Annotated in this window: 11 protein-coding genes; 8 read left to right on the forward strand and 3 right to left on the reverse strand. The window is 71.1% G+C overall.

Translation table 11 applies throughout. The annotated features are described in order from the left end of the window. Positions 1-178: 178 nt before the first annotated feature. From ASD33_RS23460 to ASD33_RS23480, 5 genes are all read left to right on the forward strand, one after another. Entirely contained in the window at positions 179-1,174 is a 996-nt protein-coding gene (locus tag ASD33_RS23460) for an ABC transporter substrate-binding protein (protein WP_056563911.1), read from the forward strand. 67 nt (positions 1,175-1,241) lie between these two features. Beyond that, positions 1,242-2,801, forward strand: a complete 1,560-nt coding sequence (locus ASD33_RS23465) for a sugar ABC transporter ATP-binding protein (protein ID WP_056563915.1) — start codon at positions 1,242-1,244, stop codon at positions 2,799-2,801. Next, positions 2,798-3,931: an ABC transporter permease gene (locus tag ASD33_RS23470; protein ID WP_056563920.1), complete on the forward strand. Its 1,134-nt coding sequence runs from the start codon at positions 2,798-2,800 to the stop codon at positions 3,929-3,931. The genes ASD33_RS23465 and ASD33_RS23470 overlap by 4 nt, the downstream gene beginning before the upstream one ends. Beyond that, complete coding sequence (gene yjfF, locus ASD33_RS23475; RefSeq protein ID WP_079044964.1) at positions 3,928-4,935, forward strand: galactofuranose ABC transporter, permease protein YjfF; 1,008 nt, start codon at positions 3,928-3,930, stop codon at positions 4,933-4,935. Before ASD33_RS23470 ends, yjfF begins: the two co-directional genes overlap by 4 nt. 117 nt (positions 4,936-5,052) lie before the next feature. Next, the gene (locus ASD33_RS23480) at positions 5,053-6,120 is read left to right on the forward strand and encodes an aldose epimerase family protein (RefSeq protein ID WP_079044965.1); all 1,068 of its coding nucleotides are present in this window, start codon (positions 5,053-5,055) and stop codon (positions 6,118-6,120) included. 91 nt (positions 6,121-6,211) lie between these two features. On the opposite strand, the gene mmsB is transcribed toward ASD33_RS23480, so the two are convergent. The 3 genes from mmsB to chvE form a co-directional block, all read right to left on the reverse strand. Beyond that, positions 6,212-7,456 carry a multiple monosaccharide ABC transporter permease gene (gene mmsB / locus ASD33_RS23485; protein WP_056563923.1) on the reverse strand — a complete coding sequence of 415 codons (1,245 nt, stop codon included), beginning with the start codon at positions 7,454-7,456 and terminating at the stop codon, positions 6,212-6,214. Beyond that, a complete protein-coding gene (gene mmsA, locus ASD33_RS23490) occupies positions 7,453-9,021 on the reverse strand; it encodes a multiple monosaccharide ABC transporter ATP-binding protein (protein ID WP_056564563.1) in 1,569 nt (522 codons plus the stop codon). The genes mmsB and mmsA overlap by 4 nt, the downstream gene beginning before the upstream one ends. A 65-nt stretch (positions 9,022-9,086) precedes the next feature. Then, entirely contained in the window at positions 9,087-10,196 is a 1,110-nt protein-coding gene (gene chvE, locus ASD33_RS23495; RefSeq protein WP_056563926.1) for a multiple monosaccharide ABC transporter substrate-binding protein, read from the reverse strand. A gap of 222 nt (positions 10,197-10,418) precedes the next feature. Here chvE and ASD33_RS23500 point away from each other — a divergent pair, with 222 nt between their 5' ends. From ASD33_RS23500 to araA, 3 genes are all read left to right on the forward strand, one after another. Beyond that, positions 10,419-11,465 (forward strand): LacI family DNA-binding transcriptional regulator, encoded by a 1,047-nt coding sequence (locus tag ASD33_RS23500; protein WP_056563929.1) that lies wholly within the window; start codon positions 10,419-10,421, stop codon positions 11,463-11,465. A 330-nt stretch (positions 11,466-11,795) separates the two neighbouring features. Further along, positions 11,796-13,475: a ribulokinase gene (gene araB, locus ASD33_RS23505; protein WP_242427236.1), complete on the forward strand. Its 1,680-nt coding sequence runs from the start codon at positions 11,796-11,798 to the stop codon at positions 13,473-13,475. Between the two features lie 79 nt (positions 13,476-13,554). Next, positions 13,555-15,063, forward strand: coding sequence for an L-arabinose isomerase (araA, locus tag ASD33_RS23510; RefSeq protein ID WP_056563935.1), 1,509 nt, complete (start codon positions 13,555-13,557; stop codon positions 15,061-15,063). The last annotated feature ends 1 nt before the right edge of the window (position 15,064 follow it).

Genomic DNA, 15,064 nt, shown 5'->3' on the forward strand with positions numbered 1-15,064 from the left:
AGTTACGACTCTGTTAGCGCTCACAATGTGTCGCGTCCGCCAGCTGACCGGTCGTCGGGGCCGACGCCTCGTCTGTCTCCACCCGGCTCAACCACCGCTGCGCGGCCATCCCTTCGCCGGGCCCGTCACCTTCAGGGCTCCGCCTGGTACGACGCACGTCCCCGAGAGGAACCACGACATGGCCCACAGAACCCTCCGCATCCTCGCCGCCGCCCTGGCCGGCAGTGTGCTGACCGCCTGCACCACCGAGCCCGCGTCGACCGCCACCACGACCGGCGGCAAGGGTTCCTCCGACGGCAAGCTCGTGCTCGGGTTCGCACAGGTGGGAGCGGAGAGCGGCTGGCGCACCGCCAACACCAAGTCCGTGCGCGACGCGGCCGAGAAGGCGGGCATCACGCTGAAGTTCTCCGACGCGCAGCAGAAGCAGGAGAACCAGATCAAGGCGATCCGCACCTTCATCCAGCAGAAGGTGGACGTCATCGCCTTCTCGCCCGTCGTGGAATCCGGCTGGGACACCGTCCTGAAGGAGGCCAAGAACGCCGGCATCCCCGTGATCCTCACCGACCGGGCGGTCGACTCCCAGGACACCTCCCTCTACCGGACCTTCCTCGGCTCCGACTTCGTCAAGGAGGGGCAGGAGGCCGGCAAGTGGCTCGTGAAGGAGTACGAGGGAACCTCCGAGCCGGTCAACATCGTCGAGCTCCAGGGCACCACCGGCTCCGCCCCCGCCAACGACCGCAAGGCGGGCTTCGCCGAGGCGATCAAGGGCGACCCCAAGTTCGAGGTCGTCGCCTCCCAGACCGGCGACTTCACCCGCGCCAAGGGCAAGGAGGTCATGCAGGCCTTCCTCAAGGCCCACGAGGACATCGACGTGCTCTACGCCCACAACGACGACATGGCCCTGGGCGCCATCCAGGCCATCGAGGAGGCGGGCAAGAAGCCGGGCACCGACATCAAGGTGATCTCCATCGACGGCATCAAGGACGCCTTCGTCGCCATGAAGGACAAGAAGATCAACGTGGTCGTCGAGTGCAACCCGCTCCTCGGCGACCAGCTGATGGACCTCGCGAAGAAGGTCGCGGCCGGCGAGGACGTCCCCCGCCGGGTCGAGACCGAGGAAGGCGTCTTCACGCAGGACCGGGCCGCGGCCGCCCTGCCCGGCCGCCAGTACTGACCCACCGCCCGCACGCACCGGGGGCGGCCCTCGCACCGCCCCCGGCCCCCTCAGGAGAGGAGGGCGGATGGCAGCCCCACCCACCCCCCGCACACCCACCCGCACCGACCGGCCCGTCCTGGAGGCCCGTGGCATCCGCAGGGCCTTCCCGGGAGTCCTCGCCCTCGACGGCGTGGACCTGCGCCTCTTCCCCGGCGAGGTCCACGCGTTGATGGGCGAGAACGGCGCCGGCAAGTCCACCCTCATCAAAGTGCTCACCGGGGTCCATCCGCCCGACGCGGGAACGGTCACCGTCGACGGAGCCGACCGGCGGTTCTCCGAACCCCTGGAGGCCCAGCACGCCGGGATCAGCACGGTCTACCAGGAGGTGAACCTCTGCCCCAACCTCTCCGTCGCCGAGAACATCCTCATCGGCCGTGAACCCCGGCGCCTGGGACTCGTCCACTGGTCGGCCCTCCACCGGCGCGCGGAACGGCTCATCACCGAGCTGGAACTCGACCTCGACGTCCGCGCACCGCTGAGCGCGCACTCCATCGCCGTCCAGCAGCTCGTCGCGATCGTCCGTGCCGTGGACGTCCGGGCGAAGGTCCTCGTCCTCGACGAGCCCACCTCGAGCCTCGACCGGGACGAGGTCGCCCAGCTCTTCACCCTGGTACGCCGGCTCCGCGACCGGGGCGTCGCGATCCTCTTCGTGACCCACTTCCTCGACCAGGTCTTCGACCTGTGCGACCGGGTGACCGTGCTGCGCAACGGCCGCCTCGAAGGCGAGTACAGGATCGACGAGCTGACGCCCGTCACCCTCGTCCACCGCATGGTCGGCGGCGAACTGCGCAGCCTCGACGCACTCGCCGAGACCTCGCAGTCAGGCACCGCCACCGACCACCCCGCGGACGTCCCCTTCCTGAGCGCCCGCGGACTCGGCAGGACCGGTTCCGTCGAGCCGTACGACCTCGACATCCACCGCGGGGAGGTCATCGGCCTCGCCGGGCTCCTCGGATCCGGACGTACGGAAGCGGTCCGGCTGCTCTTCGGCGCCGACCACGCCGACGAGGGCGAACTGCGGATCGACGGCGAGCACACCGTCCTGCGCTCGCCGCGCACGGCGATCGCCCACAAGATCGCCTTCTGCTCGGAGAACCGCAAGGCGGAGGGGCTGATCGGCGAACTCACCGTCCGCGAGAACATCGTGCTCGCCCTGCAAGCCGCACGCGGCTGGACGAGACCCCTCTCCCGCGCCCGGCAGGACGAGATCGCGGCCCGCTGGATCGAGGTCCTCGACATCCGCCCGGCCGCCCCCGAGGCGCAGGTGCGCAACCTCAGCGGCGGCAACCAGCAGAAGGTGCTCCTCGCCCGGTGGCTGCTCACCGACCCGGACCTGCTGATCCTCGACGAACCCACCCGGGGCATCGACATCGGCGCGAAGACGGAGATCCAGCGACTGGTGACCCGCCTCGCCGCCGAGGGCACGGCGGTCCTCTACATCTCCGCCGAACTCGACGAAGTCCTGCGGCTGAGCCACCGGGTCGGCGTCCTGCGCGACCGCCGCCTCGTCGCCACCCTCCCCAACGACACGACCCTGACGCCCGACCGGATCCTGGGCGCCATCGCCACCGGAGCCACCTCATGACACCACCTGACGACACCGGTGCCGGGGCGCGCCCGCCCCGGGTGCCCGGCCCCCGGCGGCTCGCCGGACACCCCCTGTTCTGGCCCGCCGCCGTCCTCGCCGCCCTGCTCCTCGGAAACGTCGCGCTCACCCACGACTTCCTCGCCGTCCGCGTCCAGAACGGGCACCTGTACGGCAGCCTCGTCGACATCCTCCAGTTCGGCGCCCCGCTGATCCTCGTGTCCCTCGGCATGACGCTGGTCATCGCGACCCGGGGCATCGACCTCTCGGTCGGCTCCACGGTCGCCATCGCCGGCGCCCTGGCGTGCGAGCACATCGCCACGGCACAGGACCCCGGGAGCCCGGCCACCGTTCTCACGGCCATCGCGACCGCGCTCGGCGTGGCCGCCGCGATCGGACTCCTCAACGGCTTCCTCGTCGCCCGGCTCGGCGTCCAGCCCATCGTCGCCACACTGGTCCTCATGGTCGCCGGGCGCGGCGTGGCCCAGCTCATCACCGACGGCCAGATCATCAGCGTCTCCAGCGCCGCCTACAAGATGATCGGCGGCGGCTACTGGCTCACCCTCCCCTTCGCCGTGCTGATCGCCGCCGCCCTCGTCGCCGTGACCTCCCTCGTCACCCGGCGCACCGCGCTCGGCCTGCTCATCGAATCGGTCGGCGGCAACCCGGTGGCCAGCCGCCTCGTCGGCATCCGGGCGGCCGGACTGCTCGTCACCGTCTACGTCGTCAGCGCCGTGTGCGCTGCCGTGGCCGGCCTGATGATCAGCTCCAACGTGTCCAGCGCCGACGGCAACAACGCGGGCCTCTGGATCGAACTGGACGCCATCCTCGCCGTGGTCATCGGCGGCACCGCCCTCACCGGCGGCCGCTTCTCCCTCGGCGGTACGGTCCTGGGCGCACTCGTCATCCAGACCCTCTCGACCACGATCTACACGCTCGGCGTCCCGCCGGAGACCACCCTCGTCTTCAAGGCACTGGTCGTCATCGTCGTGTGTCTCGTCCAGTCGCCCGCGTTCCGCGCCCGGCTCTCCCGCCGCGGCAGCCCCGGCCGTGGCCGCGGGCCCGCCGCCCCGGATCCGGCCCCCGCCGCCGGGGACGTACAGGCCCGCCGCCAGGAGGTCCACCCGTGAGCACCACCCTCAGCTCCCTCGCCAAGCCCCTCCACCGGTTCTCCGTACGGCATGCCACCCGGCTGCCGCTCATGGTGACGGCCACGCTGCTCGTCGCGATGTTCACGGTCGGCTCCCTGAACTACGAGGGCTTCTTCTCCGCGCAGGTGCTCCTCAACGTCCTCATCGACAACGGCTTCCTGCTCGTCGTGGCCGTCGGCATGACCTTCGTCGTCCTCACCGGCGGGATAGACCTGTCCGTCGGCTCGATGGTGGCCCTCTCCACCATGCTGACGGCCTGGCTCGTCGAACAGAACGGCCTGCCGCTCGCCCTCTCGGTGCCCGTGGTGCTGCTCGTGGGCGCCGGCGGCGGCGCCCTGATGGGCTGGGTGATCCACGCCTTCGAGATCCAGCCCTTCATCGTCACCCTCGCGGGCATGTTCCTCGCCCGCGGCCTCTGCTACATGATCAGCACCGAGTCCATCTCCCTCACGGACCCGACGGCCACGCGGATCGCCCAGACCCGGGTGCTCCTGCCCGGCGGCCTGTTCGTCTCGCCCGCCGTCGTCATCGCCCTGGTCGTCCTCGCGCTCGCCTTCGTCGTCCTGCACCACACCCGCTTCGGCCGTACGGTCTACGCCCTCGGCGGCAGCGAGTCCTCGGCCCGCCTCATGGGCCTGCCCGTGGGACGCACCAAGGTCGCGGTGTACGCCGTGAGCGGTCTCTGTTCCGCCCTCGGCGGCCTGCTGCTGACGTTCTACATGCTGTCCGGCTACGCCCTGCACGCCGTCGGCATGGAACTCGACGCCATCGCGGCCGCCGTGATCGGCGGGACGCTGCTGACCGGCGGCTCCGGCTTCGTCCTCGGAACCGCGCTGGGCGTGACGGTCCTCGGCCTGATCCAGACCGTCATCAGCTTCCAGGGCACGCTCAGCTCCTGGTGGACGCGCATCGTCATCGGCGGCCTGCTGTTCGTCTTCATCCTCCTCCAGCGGCTCTTCGGCGGCGCCCGCCCGGCGCAATGACCTCACGGCGAACCGGTCGCTGAACGCCCACGAACAAGCCACGACCGCGCCCGGAACGGGGGCAGGGGCTCCCTGCCCCCGTTCCGGGCGACACCCCGCTCCGGACAAGGAACTCCCATGAACCCGTCACCGTCCGCCTTCACCGGAGGACCGCCGGCCCGTCACCCCTGCCCGGACGCGGGGGAACGCTGGATCTTCGGCTTCCCCGGCGGACCGACGGCGGAGGTGCACACCCGCGGCGCCCGCCTCCACGCACTGTGGGTGCCGGACCGGCACGGCACCCCGGCCGACGTCGTCCTCGCTCCCCGGGACCCGGCGCTGACGGCCACCACCGCCCGGTACTTCGGTTCCACTGTCGGCCGGTACGCCAACCGCATCGCCCGCGGCCGGTTCTCGCTCGGCCCGGATGCGTACCAGCTGACCACACAGGAGGACGGACACTGCCTGCACGGCGGGACCGACGGCTTCGACACCCGGCTCTGGAAAGCCGAGAGCGTGCACACGCCCGAGTGGACCGGCGTGCTCCTGCACCTGCGCAGCCCCGACGGCGACCAGGGCTTCCCGGGAAACCTGGACGTCACCGTCAGCTGTCTCGTCGGCCGAGACGACGAACTCGCCTTCTCGTACGCGGCGGTCACCGACGCCCCCACCCCGGTCAACCTGACCAACCACGCCTACTTCAACCTGGAGGGCGAGGGGGCCGGCGACATCCTCGGCCACGAACTGACCGTCGGCGCCTCCCACTACACACCGGTCGACGCGGATCTCATCCCGTCCGGCGACCACCGCCCCGTCTCCGGCACCGCCTTCGACCTCCGCAGGCCGTACAGGCTCGCCGAGGCCCTCTCCCGCCCCGGCGTGGACGGCGGCTACGACCACAACTTCGTCCTGAGCGCGCACCGCGACGGCACACCGCGCCGGGCCGCTGTCCTGTACGCGCCCGCCACCGGCCGCAGCATGGAGGTGCTGACCACGGAGCCCGGCCTCCAGGTCTACAGCGCGGGGCAGTTCGACGGATCCGTCCTCGGCAAGAGCGGGACGCCGTACCGCGCGGGCGCGGGCATCGCCCTGGAGACCCAGCACTTCCCCGACTCCCCGAACCGCCCCGCCGACCCGTCCCCGGTGCTGTTCCCCGGTGACGCGTACCGGTCGAGGACGGTCCTGCGGTTCCGTACCCACGCCTGACCCCCTACGGACACGTGGACACGGACACGACGACACGGCTGTGCCCGCCGGTGGGGAGGTACCGGCGGGCACAGCCGTGTCCGGAGCGGTGTCAGGCGCCCGCCCTGCGCTTGTTCCACACGTCGAAGCCGACCGCGGCGAGGAGCACGAGCCCCTTGATGACCTGCTGCCAGTCGGTGCCGACCCCGACGAGGTTCATGCCGTTGTTGAGCACGCCGAGGACCAGGCCGCCGATGATGGCTCCCAGAACGGTCCCCACGCCCCCGCTCATCGACGCCCCGCCGATGAACGCGGCGGCGATGGCCTCGAGTTCGAAGTTCACGCCGGCCTTCGGTGAGGCCGCGTTGAAGCGGGCGGCGAAGACGAGTCCGGCGAGCGCCGCGAGCATTCCCATGTTCAGGAAGACGGCGAAGGTCACCTTCTTGTCCTTGACGCCGGAGAGCTTCGCCGCCGGCAGGTTGCCCCCGATCGCGTACACGTGGCGGCCGATCACCGCGTTGCGCATCACGTATCCGAAGGCCACGAGCAGAGCGGCCAGGACCAGGAGGACCACCGGGGCGCCCTTGTAGCTGGCGAGCAGCATCGTGGTGACCAGGACAGCGGCGACGAGCGCCGTCACCTTGAGCGCGAACAGGCCCGCGGGGAGCGTCTCCAGGGTGAATTCCCGCTGCCGGCGCCGGTCCCGCACCTCCTGGAAGACCACGTGGGCGACCAGGCCCAGGCCGAGCAGCAGTGTCAGGTTGTGGTAGTTCGTCCGCGGCCCCACCTCGGGCAGGAAGCCGTTGGCGACCTTCTGAAGTCCGTCCGGGAACGGGCCGATGGTCTGCCCCTTGAGGAAGATCTCCGTGAGCCCGCGGAACAGCAGCATGCCGGCGAGCGTCACGATGAACGACGGTATGCCGACGTACGCGATGAAGAACCCCTGGAGCGCGCCGGCGACGGCTCCGAGCAGGAGGGCGAGGAGCACCGCCACGGGCCAGGAGACCTGGTGCTCGACCATGAGTACGGCTCCGAGGCCGCCGACCAGTGCCATCAGGGAGCCCACCGACAGGTCGATGTGCCCGGAGATGATGACGATCATCATGCCGATGGCCAGGATGAGGATGTAGCTGTTCTGCAGCACCAGGTTGGAGACGTTCCGCGGCAGCAGCAGATCGCCGCCCGTCCAGATCTGGAAGAGGAGCACGATCAGGCCGAGCGCGAAGAGCATCCCGTACTGACGCATGTTCCGCCGGACGCCGTCCAGGAGCACCCGGGCCACCGGTGTCCCGGTGGACGGGGATCCGCCGCCCGGGGGCGCGGGGGTGGTCGTGTCCGTGCTGACATCGGTGCTCATGCCTGTCCTTCGTTGGAGGCGGCGCCGGTGGGGAACGCCGTCGGTGCGGGGGAGTCCTGCGTCATGTGCCGCATCAGGACTTCCTGGGTGGCGTCCGCGCGGCCGACCTCACCGGTCAGCCGTCCGGCGGCCATGGTGTAGACGCGGTCGCACATGCCGAGCAGTTCGGGCAGCTCGGAGGAGATGAAGAGGATGGCCTTGCCCTCGGCGGCGAGCCGGTCGATCACCGTGTAGATCTCGTACTTGGCTCCCACGTCGACCCCGCGGGTGGGCTCGTCGAGGATGAGGACGTCGGGTTCCGCGAGGATCCACTTGCTGAGGACGACCTTCTGCTGGTTGCCGCCGGAGAGACGGCCGACCGGTTCGAGGACGTTCGGCGCCTTGATGTTCATGGTCCGCCGGAACCGTTCGGCGACCTTGCGCTCCTCGTGCCCGTCGACGATCCCGCGGCGGGCGAGGGAGCCGAGGGACGCGAGCGAGATGTTCCGGCTCACGGAGTCCCCGAGGTCGAGACCGTAGTGCTTGCGGTCCTCGGTGACGTACGCGATGCCGTGGGCCACCGCCTCGGGGACGGTGCGCGTCCGTACCGTGCGGCCGTCCCTGAGCACCGTGCCCCGCTCGTAGCGGCCGTACGACCGGCCGAAGACGCTCATGGCGAGCTCGGTCCGGCCGGCCCCCATGAGACCCGCGACCCCGACGATCTCGCCGCGGCCGACCTGGAGCGAGACCCCGTCGACCACCCTGCGCGCGCGGTCGAGCGGGTGGCGCACGGTCCAGTCCCGGATCTCCAGGACGGGTGCGGATCCGGCCGGACCCTCGTACGGCGTGCGTGCGGGGAAGCGGCTGTCGAGATCCCGCCCCACCATGCCCCGGATGATGCGCTCCTCCGTGGTGGCCGGGTCCCTGACGTCGAGGGTCTCGACGGAGCGCCCGTCGCGCAGGATCGTGACGGAGTCGGCGATGGCGGCGATCTCGTTCAGCTTGTGCGAGATGATGATCGAGGTGATGCCCTGGCTCTTGAGCTCCCGCACGAGGCGCAGCAGCTTCGCGCTGTCCTCGTCGTTGAGCGCCGCCGTGGGCTCGTCGAGGATCAGCAGACGGACGTCCTTCGCCAGCGCCTTCGCGATCTCCACGAGCTGCTGCTTGCCGACGCCGATGTCCGCGACCCGGGTCTCGGGGTGTTCGTCGAGGCCGACCCGTGCGAGCAGTTCCGACGCGCGGCGCAGCGTCTCGCGCCAGTCGATGATTCCGCGCCGGGACGGTTCGTTGCCGAGGAAGATGTTCTCGGCGATCGACAGGTAGGGGACGAGGGCGAGCTCCTGGTGGATGATGACGATGCCGCGCTGCTCGCTGGCCCGGATGTCCTTGAAGCGGCAGGGCTCGCCGTCGAAGAGGATCTCGCCCTCGTAGGTGCCGTGCGGATGGACGCCCGAGAGGACCTTCATGAGGGTCGACTTCCCGGCGCCGTTCTCCCCGCACAGGGCGTGCACCTCGCCGCGCGCCACGGACAGGGTCACGTCGGAGAGCGCCCTGACGCCGGGGAAGGTCTTGACGATGGACCGCATCGCGAGGACGGGGCCGGCCTGGGGCGGAGCGGGGGCCGGGACGAGGCCGGGGGTGGGGGCGGGGGTCACCGCAGGGCGCCGGCGTCGATGTAGCCGGAGTCCACCAGGACCTTCCGGTAGTTCGTCCTGTCGACGCTGACCGGGTCGAGCAGGAAGGCCGGAACCACCTTCTTGCCGTTGTCGTACGTGGAGTCGTCGTTGACCTCCGGCTTCTTGCCGTGGAGGACGGCGGTCACCATGTCGGCGGCGACCTGCGCGAGCGCGCGGGTGTCCTTGTAGACGGTCTGGGTCTGTTCGCCCGCGATGATCGACTTCACGGAGGCGACCTCCGCGTCCTGGCCGGTGACGACCGGCAGCGGCTTGGCGGCGCTCCCGTAGTCGTCGGACTTCAGGGCGGACAGGATGCCGATGGAGATGCCGTCGTAGGGGGAGAGGACGGCGTCGACCCGGGCGGAGGCGTACGCGGAGGTCAGCAGGTCGTCCATGCGCTTCTGGGCCGTACCGCCGTCCCACCGCAGCGTGGTGACCTGGTTGAGCCGGGTCTGCTGGGAGCGCACGACCAGCTGCTTCTTGTCGAGGTAGGGCTTCAGCACCTTCATGGCGCCGTTGAAGAAGTACTTGGTGTTGTTGTCGTCGTTGGAGCCGGCGAACAGCTCGATGTTGAACGGGCCCTTCTTCGCCCCGGCCTTCAGTCCCAGCTTCTCGACGATGTACGTGGCCTGGAGCTCGCCGACCTTCTCGTTGTCGAAGGAGGCGTAGTAGTCGATGTGCGGGGAGCCGAGGATGAGCCGGTCGTAGGAGATCACCGGGATGTGGGCGTCGGCCGCCTGCTGGAGGACGTTGGAGAGGGCCTCGCCGTTGATGGCGGCCACGACGAGGGCGTCGACGCCCTGGGTGATCATGTTCTCGATCTGGGCGACCTGCTGGTCGGGATCGTCCTCGCCGTACTGCAGGGTCGTGGCGAATCCGGCCTTCTTCAGGCTCTCCGTCATGTTCTTGCCGTCGGCGATCCACCTCTCGGAGGACTTGGTGGGCATCGCGATGCCGATGGTGAGGTCCTCCTTGTCCTTCGCCTCCTGGCTGCCGCCCTCGGCGTTCTGCCCGCATGCGGTCAGCAGCAGGGCACAGCCGGTGGTCACGGCGAGGAGGGCGGACGCGGACCGGAACTTCTTCATGGGGGGTACCCATCCCGTCTTCGAGGGCGGCTCCGACCGGGCGGGCCCGAGGGCGGCGCGTGTCCTCGCACCACCGTGACGGCACCGTTCCGGTTGGGGGGTCCAGGGCGTCGGCACCCCGGACGAGCTAGATTGTTAGCGCTCACAACGCCGTGATACAAGAGGCGATAAGGTTTTTCTCGCATCGATGCACAGCCGAGATCACGGAGAAGGGAGGCGAACGTGGCGCAGCCCGCGGAAGACGTCCGCCCGCCGACGATGGCCGACGTCGCACGAGAGGCCGGGGTCTCCCACCAGACCGTCTCCCGGGTCCTGAGCGGCCACCCCAACGTGCGCCCGGCCACCCGCGACCAGGTCACCGAGGCCATCGAGCGGCTCGGCTACCGCCGCAACTCTGCCGCGCGCGCCCTGGTGACACGCCGGACGCGGACGCTCGGTGTCATCGCCGTCAACACCGCCCTGTACGGCCCCGCCAGCACGCTGACAGGCTTGGAGGAAGCGGCCCGGGAAGAGGGCTACCTCGTCTCGACCGTCAGCCTGCGCACCGGAGAGGGGCAGGGGCTCAAGGACGCCATCGACCACCTCGCGGCCTGGGGGGTGGAGGGAGTCGTCGCCATCACGCCGCAGCGCTCCCACGTGAGGGCGCTCGCCGAACTGGAGGCACCCTTCCCCGTGGTCACCGTGGAGGGTGGTCACCAGCTCGACCTGCCCGGCGTCTCCCTCGACCAGGAACTCGGCGCCCGCATGGTCACCGAGCACCTGCTCGCCGCCGGGCACCGCACCGTCTGGCACGTGGCGGGCCCCGGCGACTGGCTGGAGAGCGAGGCCCGCACCGCGGGATGGCGCGCGGTCCTGGAGGAGAACGGCATCCGCCCGCCGCGCGTGCTGGCGGGGGACTGGAGCCCGCTGTCCGGCTACCGGGCGGGACAGGAGCTCGCGGGACTCGCCCTGGCCCGGCGCGGGGCGACGCCGGTCACGGCCGTCTTCGTCGCCAACGACCAGATGGCGCTCGGCGTCCTGCGGGCGCTGCGGGAGGGCGGGATCCGCACTCCCGCGCAGGTCGCCGTCGCCGGCTTCGACGACATCCCGGAGGCCGAGTACTTCCCGCCGCCGCTGACGACGGTCCGCCAGGACTTCGCCGCGATCGGACGCCGCAGCATCGGGCTCCTGGTGGACCACATCGAGGGCCGCGCGAAGAAGGCCGAACACCTCCTCGTGCAGCCGCAGCTCATCATGCGCGCGAGCACGCGGCCCTCGGTCGAGGGCTGAAGCGGCGGGAGGCCTTCGCCGACGGGTCCCGGGCCGTGGGGGCGCGGGTGTGCACGCGCTGCCGCGCGCCGGTCCGTACGTACGCCGGCGCGCCCGCGTGCCCGGTCCGTACCCGCTCCCGCGCGCCGGCGAGCCCCGTCCGTACGCACCTCCGCGCGCCGTTCCGCGGTGTCCGGCACCGTCTGCCAGTCAGGAAGTGAGCGCTCACTTCCGAGGCCCGATCTTCTCGTCGAATGTTCGACAGAACTGCGTCCAGCTCTTGTCGCACACGATTGTGAGCGTTAACAATCAGGGTGTCCCCGGCCCCGCTCATGACGAGAGAGACGCATCGTGACCCCACACCACCCCGAGGCCTGCACCGTCGGAGTCGACTTCGGCACCCTCTCCGGGCGCGCCGTCGTCGTCAGGGTCCGGGACGGCGCCGAACTAGGTTCGGCGGTCCACGAGTACCGCCACGCCGTAATCGAGGACCGCCTCCCCCCGACCGGGGCCCCGCTGCCCCCCGACTGGGCGCTCCAGCACCCCGAGGACTGGCGCGACGTCCTGCGCACCGCCGTCCCGGCGGCGCTCGCCGTCGCCGGGGTCGACGCGGACCGCGTCATCGGCATCGCCACCGACTTCACCGCCTGCACGGTCCTGCCGACCACCCCCGACGGCACCCCGCTCGCCCTGACCCCCGAGTGGGCCTCCCGCCCGCACGCCTGGCCCAAACTCTGGAAGCACCACGCCGCCCAGGAGCAGGCCGACCGCATCAACGCCCTCGCGCACGCCCGCGGCGAGAAGTGGATCGCACGGTACGGCGGCAGGATCTCCTCCGAGTGGCAGTACGCCAAGGCCCTCCAGGTCCTGGAGGAGGACCCGGCCGTCTACGCCGCCTGCGCCCGCTGGATCGAGGCGGCCGACTGGATCGTCTGGCAGCTGACCGGCGCCGAGTCCCGCAACACCTGCACCGCCGGCTACAAGGGCATCCACCAGGACGGCGCCTACCCCTCGCCGGACTTCCTCGCCGGGCTCCACCCCGGCTTCGCCGACTTCCCCGCCACGCGCCTGGAGCACCCGCTGTCTCCCCTGGGCTCCCGGGCCGGCGGTCTGAGCGGAGAGGCGGCGCGCTGGACCGGGCTCCCCGAGGGCATCGCCGTCGCGGTCGGCAACGTCGACGCCCACGTGGCCGCCCCCGCCGCGGGCGCCGTGGAGAACGGCCGGATGCTCGCCATCATGGGCACGTCCACCTGCCACGTGCTCAACGGCGCCGCCCTCGCCGAAGTCCCCGGCATCTGCGGGGTCGTCGACGGCGGCATCGTCGAGGGCGCCTACGGATACGAGGCAGGCCAGAGCGCCGTCGGCGACATCTTCGCCTGGTGGCTCCGGCAGGGCGTCCCGGACCACTACCGCGCCGAGGCCGAGGCGTCGGGCGAGGACCTGCACGAGCTCCTGACCCGCAAGGCCGCCGGCCGGCCGGTCGGCGCGCACGGCCTCGTCGCCCTCGACTGGATGAACGGCAACCGTTCCCCCCTGGTCGACCACCACCTCTCGGGAGTCGTCGCCGGACTCACCCTCGACACCCGGCCCGAGGACGTCTACCGGGCCCTGCTGGAATCCACCGCGTACGGCACCCGGATGATCGTCGAGGCCTTCGAGGACGGCGGGATCCCCGTCGAGGAGTTCATCGTCACCGGAGGCCTGCGGAAGAACGCGCTGCTCATGCAGATCTACGCCGACGTGCTCCGCCGCCCCGTCTCCCTCGGCACCTCCGAGCAGGGGCCGGCGCTCGGCTCGGCGATCCACGCCGCCGTCGCCGCGGGCGCCCACCCCGACGTCCGCTCCGCCGCCGCCGTCATGGGCAGCGTCCGGCGCCACGCCTACCTGCCCGACCCGGCCCGCGCGGACGCCTACGACGCGCTGTTCGGCGAATACCGCGCCCTGCACGAGTACTTCGGCACCGGCACGGACCTCCTCCTGCACCGCCTGCGACGCATCCGCAACACGGCACGCGCCGCCACGACCGGCTGACCGACGCGGCCCCGGTCCCGACGCTTCCCGTCTCCCGCCCGACTTCTCCGCCACCGTACCTCCGAGGAGCACACCCGACATGACGCTCTCCCCGCCCGACCGCGAGATCTGGTTCCTCACCGGCAGCCAGGCACTCTACGGCGACGAGACCCTGGCCCAGGTCGCCGAGCAGTCCCGCACCATTTGCGAGACCCTCGCCGGGCAGCCCCGGATGACCGTCCGCCTGGTGTGGAAGCCCGTCCTCACCGACGCGGCCGCCATCCGCGCGCTCTGTCTGGAGGCCAACGCCGACGACCGCTGCATCGGCCTGATCGCCTGGATGCACACCTTCTCCCCGGCCAAGATGTGGATCGCCGGCCTCGACGCCCTGACCAAGCCCCTGTTGCACCTGCACACCCAGGCCAACCGCCGGCTGCCGTGGTCCACCATCGACATGGACTTCATGAACCTGAACCAGGCCGCCCACGGCGACCGGGAGTTCGGCTACGTGCAGACCCGCCTCGGCGTCCCGCGCAAGACCGTGGCCGGTCACGTCTCCACCCCCGAGGTCGTCGACCGCATCGCCGGATGGGCCCGCGCCGCCGTGGGCCGCGCCGAGCTCACCACCCTCCGGCTCGCCAGGTTCGGCGACAACATGCGGGACGTCGCCGTCACCGAGGGCGACAAGGTCGAGGCGCAGCTGCGGTTCGGCGTCTCGGTCAACACATACGGCGTCAACGACCTCGTCGCCGTGGTCGACGCCGCCCCCGAGGACTCCGTCTCCGCCCTCGTCAAGGAGTACGAGGACCTGTACGCCCTCGCGCCCGAGCTGCGTCCCGGCGGCGAGCGCCACGAGTCGCTGAGGTACGCCGCCCGCGTCGAAGCCGGCCTGCGGGCCTTCCTCACGGAAGGCGGGTTCCGCGCCTTCACCACCAACTTCGAGGACCTCGGCGGCCTGCGCCAGCTGCCCGGGCTCGCCGTGCAGCGTCTGATGGCGGACGGGTACGGCTTCGGCGGCGAAGGCGACTGGAAGACCTCCACCCTGCTGCGCGCGCTGAAGGCGATGGCCCACGGTCTGCCCGGCGGCACCTCCTTCATGGAGGACTACACCTACGACCTCACGCCGGGCCGGGAACTCATCCTCGGCGCCCACATGCTCGAGGTCTGCCCCTCGCTCACCACGGCCACGCCCGCCTGCGAGATCCACCCGCTCGGCATCGGCGGACGCGAGGACCCGGTCCGCCTCGTCTTCGACGCGGATCCCGGTCCGGCCGTCGTCGTCGGACTCGCCGACATGGGCGACCGCTTCCGCCTCGTCGCCAACCACATCGACGTCGTCGCCCCGCCCGAGCCGCTGCCGAAGCTCCCCGTCGCCCGGGCCGTCTGGCGCCCCCGCCCCGACCTGCGGACCTCCACCGAGGCCTGGCTGACGGCCGGAGCTCCGCACCACACCGTCCTGACCACGGCCCTCGTCGGCGAGGAGCTCGACGACCTCGCCGAGATGCTGCGGACCGAACTCGCCGTCATCGACGAGGACACGACCGTACGGCGGTTCACGCGCGAGCTGCGCTGGAACCAGGCGTACCACCGTCTGGCCCAGAGCCTGTGAG

This window comes from Streptomyces sp. Root1304, assembly GCF_001426405.1.
GTDB lineage: Bacteria > Actinomycetota > Actinomycetes > Streptomycetales > Streptomycetaceae > Streptomyces.